At 61.3% G+C, this 14,538-nt stretch carries 16 protein-coding genes and 1 riboswitch; of the genes, 5 read left to right on the top strand and 11 right to left on the bottom strand.

Annotation, left to right across the window (positions count from 1 at the left end):
* Positions 1-8 precede the first annotated feature (8 nt).
* Genes BBJ66_RS05305 through BBJ66_RS05295 form a run of 3 tightly spaced genes read right to left on the bottom strand, consistent with a single transcriptional unit; the run spans position 9 to position 2,613 of the window.
* A complete protein-coding gene (locus BBJ66_RS05305; RefSeq protein WP_244511620.1) occupies positions 9-845 on the bottom strand; it encodes an ABC transporter permease in 837 nt (278 codons plus the stop codon).
* Positions 790-1,785: an ABC transporter substrate-binding protein gene (locus tag BBJ66_RS05300; RefSeq protein ID WP_071085441.1), complete on the bottom strand. Its 996-nt coding sequence runs from the start codon at positions 1,783-1,785 to the stop codon at positions 790-792. Before BBJ66_RS05300 ends, BBJ66_RS05305 begins: the two co-directional genes overlap by 56 nt.
* Positions 1,786-1,797: 12 nt before the next feature.
* Positions 1,798-2,613, bottom strand: coding sequence for an ABC transporter ATP-binding protein (locus tag BBJ66_RS05295; RefSeq protein WP_049732734.1), 816 nt, complete (start codon positions 2,611-2,613; stop codon positions 1,798-1,800).
* 156 nt (positions 2,614-2,769) lie between these two features.
* On the opposite strand from BBJ66_RS05295, the gene BBJ66_RS05290 reads away from it, so the two are divergent.
* Positions 2,770-3,489, top strand: a complete 720-nt coding sequence (locus BBJ66_RS05290; RefSeq protein ID WP_071085440.1) for a GntR family transcriptional regulator — start codon at positions 2,770-2,772, stop codon at positions 3,487-3,489.
* A 66-nt stretch (positions 3,490-3,555) separates the two neighbouring features.
* Here the strand turns inward: BBJ66_RS05290 and BBJ66_RS05285 are convergent, their stop codons facing one another.
* The gene (locus BBJ66_RS05285) at positions 3,556-3,813 is read right to left on the bottom strand and encodes a CrpP-related protein (RefSeq protein WP_071085438.1); all 258 of its coding nucleotides are present in this window, start codon (positions 3,811-3,813) and stop codon (positions 3,556-3,558) included.
* Positions 3,814-4,054: 241 nt separating this feature from the next.
* Between BBJ66_RS05285 and BBJ66_RS05280 the strand changes: the two genes are divergently transcribed.
* Positions 4,055-4,804 (top strand): sulfite exporter TauE/SafE family protein, encoded by a 750-nt coding sequence (locus BBJ66_RS05280; protein WP_071085436.1) that lies wholly within the window; start codon positions 4,055-4,057, stop codon positions 4,802-4,804.
* Positions 4,805-4,946: 142 nt separating this feature from the next.
* On the opposite strand, the gene BBJ66_RS05275 is transcribed toward BBJ66_RS05280, so the two are convergent.
* The 6 genes from BBJ66_RS05275 to thiC all read right to left on the bottom strand — a co-directional run bounded on the left by BBJ66_RS05275 (position 4,947) and on the right by thiC (position 10,311).
* Positions 4,947-5,390 (bottom strand): ATP-binding cassette domain-containing protein, encoded by a 444-nt coding sequence (locus tag BBJ66_RS05275; protein ID WP_049732730.1) that lies wholly within the window; start codon positions 5,388-5,390, stop codon positions 4,947-4,949.
* A gap of 537 nt (positions 5,391-5,927) precedes the next feature.
* Entirely contained in the window at positions 5,928-6,542 is a 615-nt protein-coding gene (locus tag BBJ66_RS05265) for a thiamine phosphate synthase (RefSeq protein WP_049732729.1), read from the bottom strand.
* Complete coding sequence (locus tag BBJ66_RS05260; RefSeq protein ID WP_049732728.1) at positions 6,539-7,312, bottom strand: thiazole synthase; 774 nt, start codon at positions 7,310-7,312, stop codon at positions 6,539-6,541. Before BBJ66_RS05260 ends, BBJ66_RS05265 begins: the two co-directional genes overlap by 4 nt.
* A gap of 2 nt (positions 7,313-7,314) precedes the next feature.
* Positions 7,315-7,512 (bottom strand): sulfur carrier protein ThiS, encoded by a 198-nt coding sequence (gene thiS / locus BBJ66_RS05255; RefSeq protein WP_071085434.1) that lies wholly within the window; start codon positions 7,510-7,512, stop codon positions 7,315-7,317.
* A gap of 20 nt (positions 7,513-7,532) precedes the next feature.
* Positions 7,533-8,483: a glycine oxidase ThiO gene (gene thiO / locus BBJ66_RS05250; RefSeq protein ID WP_049732726.1), complete on the bottom strand. Its 951-nt coding sequence runs from the start codon at positions 8,481-8,483 to the stop codon at positions 7,533-7,535.
* 1 nt (position 8,484) lies between these two features.
* Positions 8,485-10,311: a phosphomethylpyrimidine synthase ThiC gene (gene thiC / locus BBJ66_RS05245; RefSeq protein ID WP_071085742.1), complete on the bottom strand. Its 1,827-nt coding sequence runs from the start codon at positions 10,309-10,311 to the stop codon at positions 8,485-8,487.
* A gap of 92 nt (positions 10,312-10,403) precedes the next feature.
* Positions 10,404-10,535, bottom strand: a riboswitch (TPP riboswitch).
* Positions 10,536-10,672: 137 nt separating this feature from the next.
* On the opposite strand from thiC, the gene BBJ66_RS05240 reads away from it, so the two are divergent.
* Both BBJ66_RS05240 and BBJ66_RS05235 read left to right on the top strand, forming a co-directional pair.
* On the top strand, positions 10,673-11,119 hold the full coding sequence (locus BBJ66_RS05240) for a GNAT family N-acetyltransferase (protein WP_071085432.1): 447 nt from the start codon (positions 10,673-10,675) through the stop codon (positions 11,117-11,119).
* A 61-nt stretch (positions 11,120-11,180) separates the two neighbouring features.
* Positions 11,181-11,441: a hypothetical protein gene (locus BBJ66_RS05235; protein WP_049732723.1), complete on the top strand. Its 261-nt coding sequence runs from the start codon at positions 11,181-11,183 to the stop codon at positions 11,439-11,441.
* A 43-nt stretch (positions 11,442-11,484) separates the two neighbouring features.
* Here the strand turns inward: BBJ66_RS05235 and BBJ66_RS05230 are convergent, their stop codons facing one another.
* Positions 11,485-12,552, bottom strand: coding sequence for an ABC transporter ATP-binding protein (locus tag BBJ66_RS05230; RefSeq protein ID WP_071085430.1), 1,068 nt, complete (start codon positions 12,550-12,552; stop codon positions 11,485-11,487).
* 338 nt (positions 12,553-12,890) lie between these two features.
* On the opposite strand from BBJ66_RS05230, the gene BBJ66_RS05225 reads away from it, so the two are divergent.
* The gene (locus BBJ66_RS05225) at positions 12,891-14,534 is read left to right on the top strand and encodes an extracellular solute-binding protein (protein WP_049736349.1); all 1,644 of its coding nucleotides are present in this window, start codon (positions 12,891-12,893) and stop codon (positions 14,532-14,534) included.
* Positions 14,535-14,538 lie beyond the last annotated feature (4 nt).

Raw genomic sequence — 14,538 nt, 5'->3', positions numbered from 1 at the left:
GAGGTCCGTTATTGTCCGCGCCAGCTTTCGTAGCGGCGCTCTATCCGTCGAAATACGAGGCTCTCCATGAGCCACGCTGTGAGTCCGATCAGCGTGATGCCGAGAAGCACCTGCGCCGAATTACCGACCTGTCCCCCCATCGCGACCATCCAGCCGATCCCCTGGGAGGCGCCGATCATCTCGGCCGCCACGAGCGCCCGCCACGCCTGCGCGAAGCCGATGCGCAATGCGGCGGTCAGAAAGGGGAGGGAGGCAGGAAGATACACATGGGCCAGCAGTTGAAACCGTTTGGCCCCGAGAATGCGGGCTGCGCGCACCTCCCCGCCGCCGATCGAAAGCACGCCTTCCTGGATTGTCACCGCCATCGGAAAGGCCGATGCGATGAATATGACCACGGCGATCGACAGATATCCGAGGCCGAAGAAGATCAGGGAGAGCGGCGCCCAGGCAATCGGAGGGATCGCCATGAAAAGGCCGAGCAGAGGCTGGACGAACTCACGGAACGGCCGCCAAAGTCCGGCAGACACGCCGATGAGCACGGCCGCCAGGATCGCCGCGCCGAAGCCGCCGAATTCACGCAACAAGCTGGCCAGAAACTGGCGGCCGAGTTCGCCGGATTGGATCCAGCGCAGCCCCTCCGCTGCCACCTCCCAGGGCTGTGGCAGGACGTAAGATGGGACCCTGCTGGCTGCGAGGCTCCACACGGCAAGCAGGAAGGGAAGCGCTGCCCAGCGCCAGGACGGCTGCGGAAAACGCCGCCGCGCTGTCAATTTCTTCATCGATCGGATCTCACCGCTGGGCAGCCGCTTTGGCGGCAAAACTGTCGTCAATGATGTCGTCGACATTCAATGGCTTGTTGAGGATGCCGAGATCGACGGAGTAGTTGATGAGCCGCTGGATGAAGGCGCGGTCGGACGGCTCGATTTCTGCGGACCAGCCGAGGCGTTTCCTGGCCTCGGCGACAATCGCTTCCGGCGGAACGATGGTTCCGTCCGCGGCCTTCACGGGCTCCAGCTTAAAACTCTGTGCAATGATCCGATTGGCCTCCTCGGGATGCTCCCGCAGAAAGGCGACGGCTTTGGCATTGGCCCGCAGCAGCTTGACGAGATCGTCCGGCCGCTCTTTCAGCGTCTTTGAAGGTGCTGCCACGACATACCATGGATAGCCGGGAAGAGCGCCGTTCACGTCGAAGACAACACGGCCCGTGCCACGGAGCACCGACTGGCTGATGAAGGGCTCCCACGAGAAGGCAGCATCCACGACCCCTGTATCAAGGGCGGCGTTCATGTTGCCCACCGGCATCTGCGACAATTGGAGGTCGGCGTCGGGATTGAGGCCGGCAGTCTCCTTCAGGACGAAACCGCGCAGCAGCACGTCCATGCCGCTGCCTCTGTTGACGCCGGCGAGCTTCTTGCCTCTGAGGTCTGAGAGCGACTGAATCGAGCCGTCGGCCTTCGCGATCAAGGCTGCCTGGCCATAATTCACTTTGGCGATGATCTTCGCTTCGAGCCCGCGCGCGGCCCATTGATAGACGGGCGGGGCGCCGATATAGGCCACGTCGATTTCCCCTCCCGCCACCGCCTGCTGAATGACGGGGCCATCGCCAAAGCCCTTGAGCTCGACGTTCAATCCCTCTTCGCGAAAGTAGCCTTTCTCTTCGGCGATGAGAGCAGGCGCGTTCGCCATGGCCTGGACCCAGCCGATACGAAGCGGCCGGGATTCCTGCGCACCGGCGGGCCAGGCAGCAGCAAGTGCGAAAAGGGCTGCAGGTAGAATGCGTTTCATCGGATGTCCCCTTCAGGTAGCGGGTTGATTGCTGGTCATCACCATGGCGATTTGCTCGGCGAGCCGTTCGCGCAGTTCTGCAAACAAGGGATTGGCGCGCGTGCCTCGCTGGTCGCGAGGGCGCGGCAAATCGATCTTCACTTCGGCTGTGATGCCGGTTGGAGGCAGGCCGAGAATGAGGACGCGGTCCGCCAGATAGATCGCTTCGTCGATGTCATGCGTGATGAACAGCACGGTCTTGCCCAAGCTCGACCAGATGCGGAGCAGTTCGTCGTTGAGGGCTGAGCGCGTCAGGGCGTCGAGCGCTGCGAAAGGCTCGTCCATGAGCAGAAGGCGTGGCTCAAGCGCCAGCGAGCGCGCAAGTGCTACGCGTTGACGCTGGCCGCCCGACAATCGGTGAGGCGGCTCTTCTGCCTGTTCTTCCAGTCCGACAAGCCGCAGAAAATGCAGGGCGATCGCCCTTTGCTCCTGCTGCGATCCTCTGCGATTCATACGGAGGCCGAAGCGGACATTTTCCAGCACGCTCAGCCAGGGGAAAAGGTGGGGCGACTGGAAGACATAGCCGAGTGCGGAATGTTCCGGCGCAACCGGCGCGCCGTCTATGGTGATATGTCCCGATTGAGGGCGCAGGAAGCCGGATAGCAGATTGAGCAGGGTCGACTTGCCGCAGCCGGAGGGACCGAGGATCGCGACGAATTCTCCTGGACGGGCTTCCAGCGAAAATTTTTCGAATATGCTGCGTCGGCTTTCGGGATAGGCGAAACCGATGCCGTTCACCGAGAAGGTGGCGCCGGGTGAATGCTGCCGAATTGGGGAAACAGATGCCATATTGCGTTCGAACGATCTGGAGTTTGAATTGCCCTCGATTATAATACATTATAATACATGTTATCAACGTGGGGCCTTCCCTTGTCCGGCGGCAAAGGAGAACTTTGTTCCAAGGCTGCAAGAGTCCGTGGTCTTTTTAACCCCGATGGAAAACAGATGAGCCTGATACGCAATAACCCGGTGGCGATGTATCTGCAGATCGCCGATTGCCTTCGTCGTGAGATCGCCGAAGGAACATTCGAGCCCTCCGGGCGGTTGCCGTCGGAATCGCAGATCATGGCGCGCTTCGACGTCAGCCGCGTCACCGTCCGCCTCGCGCTCGAGCAGCTGGATAAGGACGGGCTGATCGAGCGCCGGAAAGGCAAGGGCACTTTCGTGACCGGCAAGCAGGTCCGCCATCAGATCGATACCCTGCGCAGTTTCCACGAGTCGCTGAAAGTGCAGGGCTTCGATGCCACAATGCGGATTGTCGAACTGACTACCATTGAAACGCCGCCGGCGTTTTTCTCGTTGTTCGGAGCGAAATGCGCGCTGCTGGAGCGTCTTCATATGGTGGACGACGAGCCCATTGCCTTGGGTCGAAGCCTCCTGCCCGCCGTCATGTCGGAACTGGATTTGAAAACGGCCGAACAACGGCCGACTTATGCGCTCCTCAAGGACAAAGCCGGCGCCGATATTGTCTCCGCCGAGATCGCCATCGGCGCGCGCGCGGTGCCGCCTCGCATCTCATCCTTGATCGGAGCAGCCGCGAATGCGGTTTTGCTCGTTCTCGAACGGACCTCATATTTCGATCATGGCGCCTGCGCCGAATGGTCGGAATTCTTCATCCGGCCAGAGCGATACAAATTTGTTCTCGGCAATCGAACGTCCGTCTGATCGCGCTTGTTCTTCGTCGCCAGGGAGGAAAACCGAGCCGGCAGCTTGTGATGATCATCAAGGGCGTCAAGCGTCGAATGCCCGTCGTTTGGGAATCGAGATCAACGCCTTGAAGTGAGTTTCAATCCTGCCTTCGCGGCTAGCGTCCTCCGCTTCCCAGCCAAACTTCCACGCGTCGTGACGCGCAAGCCAGTCCCCGAGAGCGCCGGTATCACCGGTGGGCATTCGATGGGCCGCGAGGTATGGGTTTTCGTGAGCCTTTAGTCCGAGCACCCGTGCCCTTGAGCCGGCCTCCTGCAAATCGATCAGCTCTTCAATTGTCATACGCGCCCCCACGATGTCAGCGACGGTAACATGGTGGTTCGCGCATGCAAGCGATTGCTAAATAATGGGTTAATTTGGGACAGTCGTGAGGCGAGAGCGCATGGTTTCCTGACGTGATGGCGAGGATTGCCGCGTCACCGAGAGCGCTGTAAAGCGTCAGCGCACTTAAACCCGCCCGCAGTCGCTGTTTTGCAAAAGCGTCTCGGCGGAAATCAAATTTGCAGGCTAAAGCGACCTGAACATGTACGATATCATTCTTCTTTTCCTCGCTGGCTTGTTGGCAGGCAGCATGAATGCATTGGCCGGCGGCGGGTCGTTCGTATCCCTGCCGGCGCTGATATCGGTCGGAGTGCCGTCGGTTGCCGCAAACGCGACGAGCACCTTGGCCTTGTTTCCAGGCGGTATGACGAGCTCATGGGTCTACCGTGACGGGGTCAGGAGTGTGTGCGGCATCAATGTCATGCCCATTGCTATCGTGACAGTGATGGGTGGTGTGGCCGGAAGCGTTTTATTGCTTCTGACCCCATCCAGGATTTTCGATGGGATCCTGCCATGGCTCTTGCTGGTGGCGACATTGATGCTGGCTGCAGGTCCGAGGCTCAGCGCAAAGCTCCGGACGCAGGCACGTCCGAATTTTCTGGCCTTCGCAACGGTTCAATTCTTTCTCGGTCTCTATGGCGGCTATTTTGGCGGCGCGGTGGGCCTTATGATGCTTGCGGCATGGAGCGCGCTCGGGGGCGGGGACATCAAGAGCCTGAATCCGACAAGAATGGTGATGGTAACTGCCGCAAACGCGGTCGCCGTCGTCGTCTTCGTACTGGCCGGCGCAATCGTATGGCAAGAGTGCATTCCGATGACGATCGGAGCCGTTATCGGCGGGTGGATCGGAGCGCATGTCGGACGGAGGCTGCCGGTATCGGTCGTCCGGGTGCTAACCCTTGCGGTCGCCTTGCTGACGACGGCGGTGTTCTTTTCGCGCGCTTACCTGTAAGCGGGGATCCTTCCGGCAGTTTATACGCGTATTCGCCAGATCTCGAAATGAGGCGTACCTGACGAACGATCCATATGGTTACGAGCATCGCCGCCCAAGGCCGAGCGGCGTCAGACGAGGTAGGGTATCCGCGCCCCTGTCTTCATGAAGTAGTTCGAGGCAATGGCGCTTCAACCGCGAAAACTCGGGCGAGGCGACGATATCGGTCGAGTGCGGCCGCGGGAAGGGGACGGTGATCGTGAATGCGGCCGGGCTGCGCCTTCATCAGGATGATCCGGTCGGCGAGCAGCAGCGCCTCGTCGATGTCATGCGTTACGAACAGGACGGTCTTGCGGAACTGCTCCCATATGGCAAGCAGCAACCCCTGCATTTTCAGCCGCGTCAGGGCGTCGAGCGCGCCGAAAAGCGTCGATTTCCCGCAGCCGGAGGGGCCGAGCAGGCAGACGAATTCGCCGGGCGCGACGGTGAAGCTGACATCCGAGACCGTTTCGAAAGCGGCCTTTCCCTTGCCGAGACGGATGGGGACCTGCTCCGCAACGATTCTGCCGGTCTCGGATCGCACCAGGCGCTGATGGCTGTTCATCATTCGGAGACGAACAAATCCTTCTCAATGTCACCAATTCCGAAGGGAAACCTTACAGCGGACTCGACGACGCTGCCTTCCTGGACGGCCTGAAGCGAACCGCGGCCTCGTTTGGCGCCCCGAACCCAGAAGTCTCCGCCTCCGGCAAGGCAGTGGCACGATTTGTCGGCAATGTTGGGCGAAGTCCAAACAAGGCGAAGCTTACATAAGCCTGCTCGGCGGGGCTGATTCCGAATTGGTGAAAAAGCTGGAAGAGATAAGCGCGGACTATGCGGCTCTTGTCGCCAAGACCGGTGAAAGCAAAGGCTGGAACCGCAACGAATGAGGCGCTCCTATTGGCGTCAGCGCCTTTGGCAGCCTTTCAGATCCTGAACAGGAGCCCACTGACCGCGATCATGGTGCCATTCTCAATGCGTTGCGTGCCGGAAATGTGGATGTTGCCGCAGCGGTCCTTTCACGCGACGTACAATGGATAGGCCAGAAGCGCGGAAGCAGATCATAGTTTGTATGCACAGTCCTTTGCGCGAGAAAATTCGCTCTTCAAGGGTCACGGCGAAATGAGCGGGTTGCGGCAATCCACGCCAGGGTCCGTTGTTCAGGATCGAGATTGCGCGTGATATCGGTCACGACCGCGGCACTGTCGGCCCCGTTCTTGAAAACGCCGGCAATGCGTTCCACCGTCAGCCCGCCGATCGCGACAAGCGGTGTGCCGCCGATATGGGTTTTCCACGCCCCGATGCGTTCGAGGCCCTGCGGCGCCCAGGGGATGGCCTTGAGGATGGTCGGATAGATCGGGCCGAGGGCGATATAATCCGGATGTGCGGCAAGCGCGACCGCCAGCTCCGCCTCGTCATGCGTCGAAAGCCCGAGCTTCAAACCTGCTTCGCGGATGGCGCCAAGATCGGCGGCGGCCAGATCCTCCTGGCCGAGATGGATGAAATCGCAGCCTTCCTCGATGGCGAGTTGCCAGTAGTCGTTGACGATCAACTGGCATGCGTGGGCTTTGCAGATCGCTTTCGCCGCGCGGATATCTGCTCGCGTCTCCGTCACAGTGCGATCCTTGATGCGAAGTTGAACCAATTTGACGCCAAGCGGCACCAGCCTTCGGATCCAGTCGGCGCTGTCGACGATCAGATAAAAGGGGTCGAGCGTCATGCAAACACCGCCTTTCCGATCACCGGTGTCGAAGGCACGGCCATGTCGCGCGGCTCCAGCATGCCGGCGCCGAACGCCTGCCTACCGGCATCGATTGCCTTGGCAAAGGCCTCCGCCATCGCGGCCGGGTCGCCGGCGCCAGCGACAGCAGTGTTGAGCAGCACGGCATCGAAGCCCAGCTCCATGACGATGGCCGCATGCGAGGGCCTGCCGATGCCGGCATCCACGATCAGCGGCACGTCTGCAAAATGCGCCCGCATCGATCGAAGTGCGGCGAGGTTTTGAGGTCCCGCCGCAGATCCGATCGGCGCGCACCAGGGCATCAGCACCCGGCAGCCGGCGTCGATGAGGCGCTCGGCGACGACCAGATCGTCGGTCGTGTATGGAAAGACCTCGAAACCATCGCCGGTGAGGATGCGCGCCGCTTCCACCAGCGCGAAAACATCCGGCTGCAGCGTGTCGTGATTGCCGATCACCTCCAGCTTGATCCAGTTGGTACGAAAGACTTCCCGGGCCATCTTTGCCGTCAACACCGCCTCGGAGACGCCGTGGCAGCCGGCCGTGTTGGGGAGAACGTGAACGCCGAGCGAGCGGATCATGTCGAAGAAAGCGCCGCCATTGCGCCCGCCGGCCATTTCGCGGCGCAGCGATACGGTGACGATCTCCGTTTTAGAGCGCGTGATGGATTGGGCGAGGATCGCCGGCGAGGGGTAACGGGCGGTGCCGAGAAGCAGGCGTGATGCGATTTGGCTTCCATAAAGATCAAGCATGCTCAGCCTCCCTGCATCGGGGTCAGGATTTCGATCCGGTCATGATCGTGCAGCATATGCTCGCCGCGATCCTCGCGATGGACCAGTTCGCCATTGACGGCGGTCGCCAGCCAGTCGCCTTCGTAATCGAGCGCGGCCAGAAGCTGCAAAAGCGTCGTGGCGGCGATTGTCTGGGCTTCGCCATTGATGATCAGTTGCATTGGGAGTTCCTTTGCTTCGGCTATTTGGAAAAAACGAGATCGGCGGCCTCGGCCGCCATGGTCGGCGCCAGCAGAAAACCGTGGCGATAAAGACCGTTGAAAACGACGACCTTCCCCTCCCGCACGACGCGCGGAAGATTGTCGGGCAGGGCAGGGCGGATGCCGGCGCCGGTTTCGACGACGGCGGCGTCGGCAAAAGCCGGGTGCAGCGCATAGGCCGTGTTCAGCAGTTCCATCAGCGAACGCGCGGTGATCGGGCCGTCGGAATCGGTCTCGATCATCGTCGCGCCGATCATGAAAAAGCCGTTGCCGCGGGGAACGATATAGACGGGAAAACGCGGATGCAGCAGGCGGACGGGCCGGGCCAGCGTGACCTCTTCGGTATGGAGATAGAGCATTTCGCCCCGCACGCCGCGCAGGTCGCGCTCTCGCCCGATGCGGGCAGCACCTGTGCAGTCGACGATATCGGAGAAATCGTCATCGTCCGGCGCTACGTCGGTAAAGGTGGCGCCGTTTGCCGCCAGTTGCTCTTTCAGCGCCCGCAGCGCCTGGCGCGGGTCCAGATGCGCCTCACCTGGGAAGAACAGGCCGTGCCTGAAACGGGTGGCGAGCGCGGGCTCAAGGGCGGCGATATCGTTCTCGTCAACCCATTGATAACCGGTCGTGCGGCCGGCAAATCGCTTCAGCTCGCCATGGTCGCGCGTCGAGGCGACGACGAGCGTGCCGTTGCGGACGGTGCTGCCCGGCAGGATCGCTTCCCAGCGATCGGCGGCATCGAGGCCGCCCGTCAGCACCGCCTCATCGGCGCTTTCCCGCTCGCACCAGGGCGCCAGCATGCCGCCGGCGAGCCAGGACGCCGCACGAGCGAAGTTCGGGTGCGGGTCGAAGACCGTGACATCGGCACCGCGGGCATGCAGCTCGCGGGCGACGGTGAGGCCGGCGACGCCGGCCCCTTTGACAAGCACGCGCATGTCAGTCCGCCCCGTGCGCGGAGGTCTCGATCGGCATATAGAGATCGCCGCCCTCACGGTATTTCGCCGCCATCGCGTCCAGCCCCTCCTTCTGCGCTTCGGCGCGGATGTCATGCGATATGCGCATGGAGCAAAATTTCGGGCCGCACATCGAACAGAAATGCGCCACCTTGTGGGCTTCCTTCGGAAGCGTCTCATCGTGGAAGGAGCGGGCCGTTTCGGGATCGAGCGACAGGTTGAACTGGTCTTCCCAGCGGAATTCGAAACGCGCCCGCGACAGCGCGTCGTCTCGAAGGCGCGCCGCCGGATGGCCCTTGGCGAGGTCGGCGGCATGGGCGGCGATCTTATAGGTGATGACGCCGGTCTTGACGTCGCTGCGGTCGGGCAGGCCGAGATGCTCTTTCGGGGTGACGTAGCAGAGCATAGCCGTGCCGAACCAGCCGATCATCGCCGCACCGATGCCGGAGGTGATATGGTCGTAGCCGGGCGCGATATCGGTCGTCAGCGGTCCCAGCGTGTAGAAGGGCGCCTCGCCGCAGACGGCGAGCTGCTTGTCCATGTTCTCCTTGATCTTGTGCATCGGCACGTGGCCGGGGCCCTCGATCATCACTTGGCAACCCCTCGCCCAGGCGATCTTGGTCAGTTCGCCGAGCGTTTCCAATTCTGCGAACTGTGCCGCGTCGTTGGCGTCGGCAATCGAACCCGGACGCAGGCCGTCTCCGAGCGAGAAGGAGACGTCATAGGCCCGGCAGATGTCGCAGATCTCTTCGAAATGCTCGTAAAGGAAGCTCTCGCGGTGATGATGCAGACACCACTTGGCCATAATCGAACCGCCGCGCGAGACGATGCCGGTGACGCGGTTGACGGTGAGCGGGATGTAATGCAGCCGCACGCCGGCATGGATGGTGAAATAGTCGACGCCCTGTTCCGCTTGCTCGATCAGCGTATCGCGATAAATTTCCCAGGTAAGATCCTCGGCGATGCCGCCGACCTTTTCCAGCGCCTGATACAGCGGCACCGTGCCGATCGGCAGTGGCGAATTGCGGACGATCCATTCGCGGATATTGTGGATGTTGCGGCCGGTCGAAAGATCCATGACCGTATCGGCGCCCCAGCGGGCGGCCCAGACCATCTTCTCGACTTCTTCGGCCATTGATGAGGTGACGGCGGAATTGCCGATATTGGCGTTGATCTTCACCAGAAAATTCCGACCGATGATCATCGGCTCGGCTTCGGGGTGGTTGATGTTGGCGGGGATGATCGCCCGACCGGCGGCGACTTCCCGGCGGACGAATTCCGGCGTGACGTGATCGGGAATATCGGCGCCGAAGCTCTCGCCGTCGCGCACCAGCGCTTCGGCCTTGGCCTTGCGGCCGAGATTCTCGCGAATGGCGATGAACTCCATCTCCGGCGTGATGATGCCGGCGCGTGCATAGGCGAGCTGGGTGACGGCTTTGCCGTCCTTGGCGCGCAGCGGCTGGCGCCGTCCGGGGAATTCCGGCGTCAGCCGGTCGCCGCTGACGAAGCCGTTATCCTCGGGGCGGACATGGCGGCCGTCATAGGCTTCGATATCGCCGCGGGCCAGCAGCCAGTCGCGGCGCAGTGGCGGCAGGCCTTGCTCGATGCGGATCTCCGCACCTTCGATCGTGTAGGGACCTGAGGAATCATAGACGATGACAGGCGGCTCGCCGGCGGTCGGGTGAACGCTGATTTCGCGCATCGGCACGCGGATATTACTGTGGATATCTCCCGCAATATGGATCTTCCGCGAGGCGGGCAGCGGGCCGGTGGTGACGGTCGGGGTGAGGATTTTTGCGGCAATGGTCATGGTTTGAGGCTCCAAGTGGTGGTTGGAGACCCAGTCAATCAGCCGGAATGATGGAAAGACGCCGGCATGGATTCCACGCGTGAATCCGAAGCCTTCGAGCGCTTGCACCGTCCCTACGCCAGTATGAACTGGATCAGGTTCAACGGGTCACTGCGCCACAACCGGCAAAGCCGTATTGTCCAGCAGTATCTCAGCCCCTTGCCGGGACCCCCCTGGTGAATGCGGATAGTCGTAAAGCGCCGTCGGTGAGCGTGTCAAGCTTAAGAGCTTTGCCGTCCCGCTTATATCGTGCGTTTCGGAACCCGGTTGCGTTACTGGCCGAACTGCGGCACATGTCATTTCACTCAACGTCAGGTGGATTATGTCGTTTCGGATTGAACGTCTTATGCGAGAACATCTCAGTGGCGCCGCCGGCGTGCTGGTCAGTGCCTATGCGGGACCTCCGTGGAACGAGAATTGGTCGCTTGAAGCGGCCATTGAAAATGTAAACAACGTGCTTGATACCCCCAAATCCATTGCCCTTGCGGCCATCGACGGAGGCAAGGTGCTGGGGATTGCGCTCGGCATACGACAGAGGCGCCATGCCGGTCCGGTCATTTATCTGGATGAGCTTTCGGTCCTGCCTGAGGCGCAGGGTACTGGAATAGGGACCGCGCTGCTGTCGGCCGTTTTCGAAACGGCAAAGATCGAGGGATGCAACAGCGTCTGGTTGATCTCACAGCGGGAAGGGGCGTTGTCGCAATTTTATCAGCGCAGCGGATTCGCCATCGGCGGCAACCTTGGACTCTACTCCAAATCGAGTGCGTAGCGGTTGGCCCCGTGACCGCGATTCCACTTTGAACCTATCTCGTTGTGGGATGAAAGAGCGCATGTCTGATCGGATTTGTCTGTCCGACATATCGGAAGAAAGCTGGCGAGCGGTCATCGAAACGCTGGGGGCTGCCGGCTGGTCCGTCCGAAAGGGCGGCGGCCTCGATTTCTCCTGGGCTATCCTGGAGCGCGGCGGGATACGGATCGACATGCAATATGATGCATGGCAGGAGGGCGAAATGGCCTTTGCCAAAGCCGACGGATCGACAATAACGATCGATCTTCCAGCACAATTGATGTTGGAGCTGAAATTGAACTGACCCGCCACTAAACGTTCGGCGGCTCTTCTGAAGCGATGCCCGCTCAATCCGGTCGCAATGTCTTGCCGGATTCCGCATCGAAAAGATGAAGCTTCCCTGGCCGAGCGGCGATGGTCGCGACCTGGCCCGGCTCAAAGTCGTGACGGTCGGAAAGCACCGCGACAAGCTCGCCGGACCCGTAGCGCAGGAAGACCATCGTCTCATGGCCGGTGGGTTCGGTGACGCTGACCGTCGTGTCGAGGCCGCTTTGGCTGAGCGAAAGGTGTTCAGGCCGCACGCCGAGAAGCACGGTCTGCCCGTCGGACGCCTGCGGGTTAAAGCCGAGCGCGATCTCGTCACCGGTCTCGGTGACGAAGATCGCACCATCGGCCTTGTAACGGCCTTTCAGCAGATTCATCGACGGTGAGCCGATAAAGGCCGCCACGAATGTATTGCGGGGACGATCGTAGAGTTCCAGCGGCGTGCCGATCTGTTCGACCTTGCCGCCCTGCATGACCACGATCTTGTCGGCCATGGTCATCGCTTCGACCTGATCGTGGGTGACATAGATCGTCGTGGTTCTCAGTCGCTGGTGCAGTTCCTTGATCTCCTTGCGCATCTGCACGCGCAGCTTGGCGTCGAGGTTCGACAAGGGCTCGTCGAACAGGAAAACCTGCGGCGATCGGACGATGGCGCGTCCCATCGCCACGCGCTGGCGCTGGCCGCCCGAAAGCTGGCGCGGATAGCGGTCGAGATAGGGCACGAGGTCGAGGGTTTCGGCCGCCGCCTGCAGCCGCTGCTTGATGATATCGGCAGGCTGCTTCTGCAGACGGAGCGCAAAGACCATGTTTTCGGCAACGGTTTTATGCGGATAGAGCGCATAGCTCTGAAAGACCATGGCGATGTCGCGATCCTTCGGCGGCAGGTTGTTGACGACCTTTCCGCCGATCGAGATGGTCCCGCCGGTGATGCTTTCGAGCCCCGCGACCATGCGCAGCAATGTCGATTTGCCGCAACCGGACGGGCCGACGAGCACCACAAACTCGCCGTCGCGAATGTCGATATCGACGCCATGCAGGATATTTACGGCGCCATAGGCCTTGCGCGCCTCTGAAATATTGACCTCAGCCATATGCCTCCCAATCGCTTTCCGACCACCCCAGGGGCGGTCCCAAGGGATATGCATCGCTTGACAATTATCCACGGCATTGGGCTCGGGGGAACCGCGTTCCGCCATTGCTTGAGATACCGTAGGACCTCCTCCATGAAACGTTTCATTTCTTGTTGACTTTTGCCGCTTGCCGTCTAATTCTCGCTGGCGAGGCCGAGAGGAGCGGTTTCGAACATCAATATGAAACGTTTCATTTTTTTGTTTACCAGATAGTTCTGCACGAGACCAGTGCGAAAATCGGACCGGAGCCAATCCGGAAAGATGGCTGGCGGCAGCGCAAAAACGTGGAGGAGGAAAGTATGAAAGTCGAAATATACGATGCATTGATGCGCCGTCAGGCAAGTCGCCGCGACGTCCTGCGCGGAACGGCGAGCGCTGCGGCTCTGCTCGGTCTATCCGGTGCGATGGGCGGAATTCCCGGCATGGCGATTGCCGCCGCCGACGATCTGCGCGCCCGGATCCTGCAGATTCCGGGCGTCGGCAAGGGCTCGCCGACGGATGCGGACTGGCAGAAAGTCGGCGAACTCTGCCTCGGCCCGACCAAGGCCAACGTCAAGCAGGGCGAATTTGCCGGTGTCGAGCTGACCTTCATGGGGCTCAACAATCAGAACCTGCACAACTTCCTGTTCCGCGGCTTCCTGAAGCCCTGGGAGGCTTATACCGGCGCCAAGATCAACTGGATCGACCTTGCACAGGCCGACTACAACGCCCGCCTTCAGCAATCGATCGCGACCGGCACCGTCGATTTCGACATTCTGGAAATGGGCGCCCCGTTCGAAGGCGACACTGCCGGACGCGGGCTGCTGGACGAGATGCCGGACTGGGCTGCAAAGCAGATCGAGGCCGACGACCTGGTGAGTTACCTGAAGCCGCCGGTCGGCACCTGGGGCGGCAAGACCTATCGCGTCACGATCGACGGCGACTGCCACACCTTCGCCTATCGCAAGGATTATTTCGGAGAGGGCTCCATCAGCGGCATGGCCGAGCCGCCGAAGACCTGGCAGGAGGTCAACGCGGCCTCCAAGGCGCTGATCGGCAAGACCGATCCGCTGACCGGCCAGCCGGCCTACGGCTATCTCGACCCGCTCAAGGGCTGGGGCGGTTTCGGCTTCTATTTCATCGAGAACCGCGCGACGGCCTATGCCAAATATCCGGGTGATCCGGCCTGGCTGTTCGATCCCGAAAACATGAAGCCGCTGGTCAATAACCCCGCATGGGTCCAGGCGATCCAGGACGTCCTGGATCTGATCGCGGCCAAGGCCTATCCGGCCGATCAGATCAATGCCGACCCCGGCACCACGGCCTTCTCGCAGTTCCTGGCGGGCACCGGCGCCATGCTGATGTGGTGGGGCGATGTCGGCTCCAGCGCGCGCACTTCGGACTCGTCGGTCGTGGGCGATGTGGTCGGCTTCGGTATCAACCGCGGCTCCAACCGGGTCTACAACCGCAAGACCGGGCAATGGGAAGACAAGTATAACGAAGCGCCCAACATGGCCTATCTCGGCTGGGGCATCTATGTCACCAAGCAGGTCTCCGGCGACGAGAAGAAGCGCAAGGCGGCCTGGTCTGCTGCTGCCCATCTCGGCGGCAAGGATCTGTCCTTGTGGACGTCGGCCTATCCCTCCGGTTTCCAGCCTTACCGCCAGTCCAACTTCAACTACGACGAATGGGAAAAGGCAGGTTACGACCGCGCCTATATCGAGGACTATCTGGGTTCGAACGCCGACAGCTACAACCACCCGAACGCCGCCATCGAACCGCGCATCCCCGGTATCTTCCAATATTATTCCGTCGCCGAGGACGAATTGGCAAAGGGCTTTGCCGGACAGTACAAGTCGGCGCAGGAGACCGCGGATGCGATTGCGGCCGCCTGGGAAAAGATCACCGACCAGATCGGCCGCGACAGCCAGCTGAAACTCTATCGGGCGAGCCTCGGGCTCTGATCGT

The sequence above is a fragment of the Rhizobium sp. RSm-3 genome (assembly GCF_001854685.1).
Taxonomy (GTDB): domain Bacteria; phylum Pseudomonadota; class Alphaproteobacteria; order Rhizobiales; family Rhizobiaceae; genus Rhizobium; species Rhizobium ecuadorense.
This window is presented reverse-complemented; position numbering and strand designations above follow the sequence as displayed.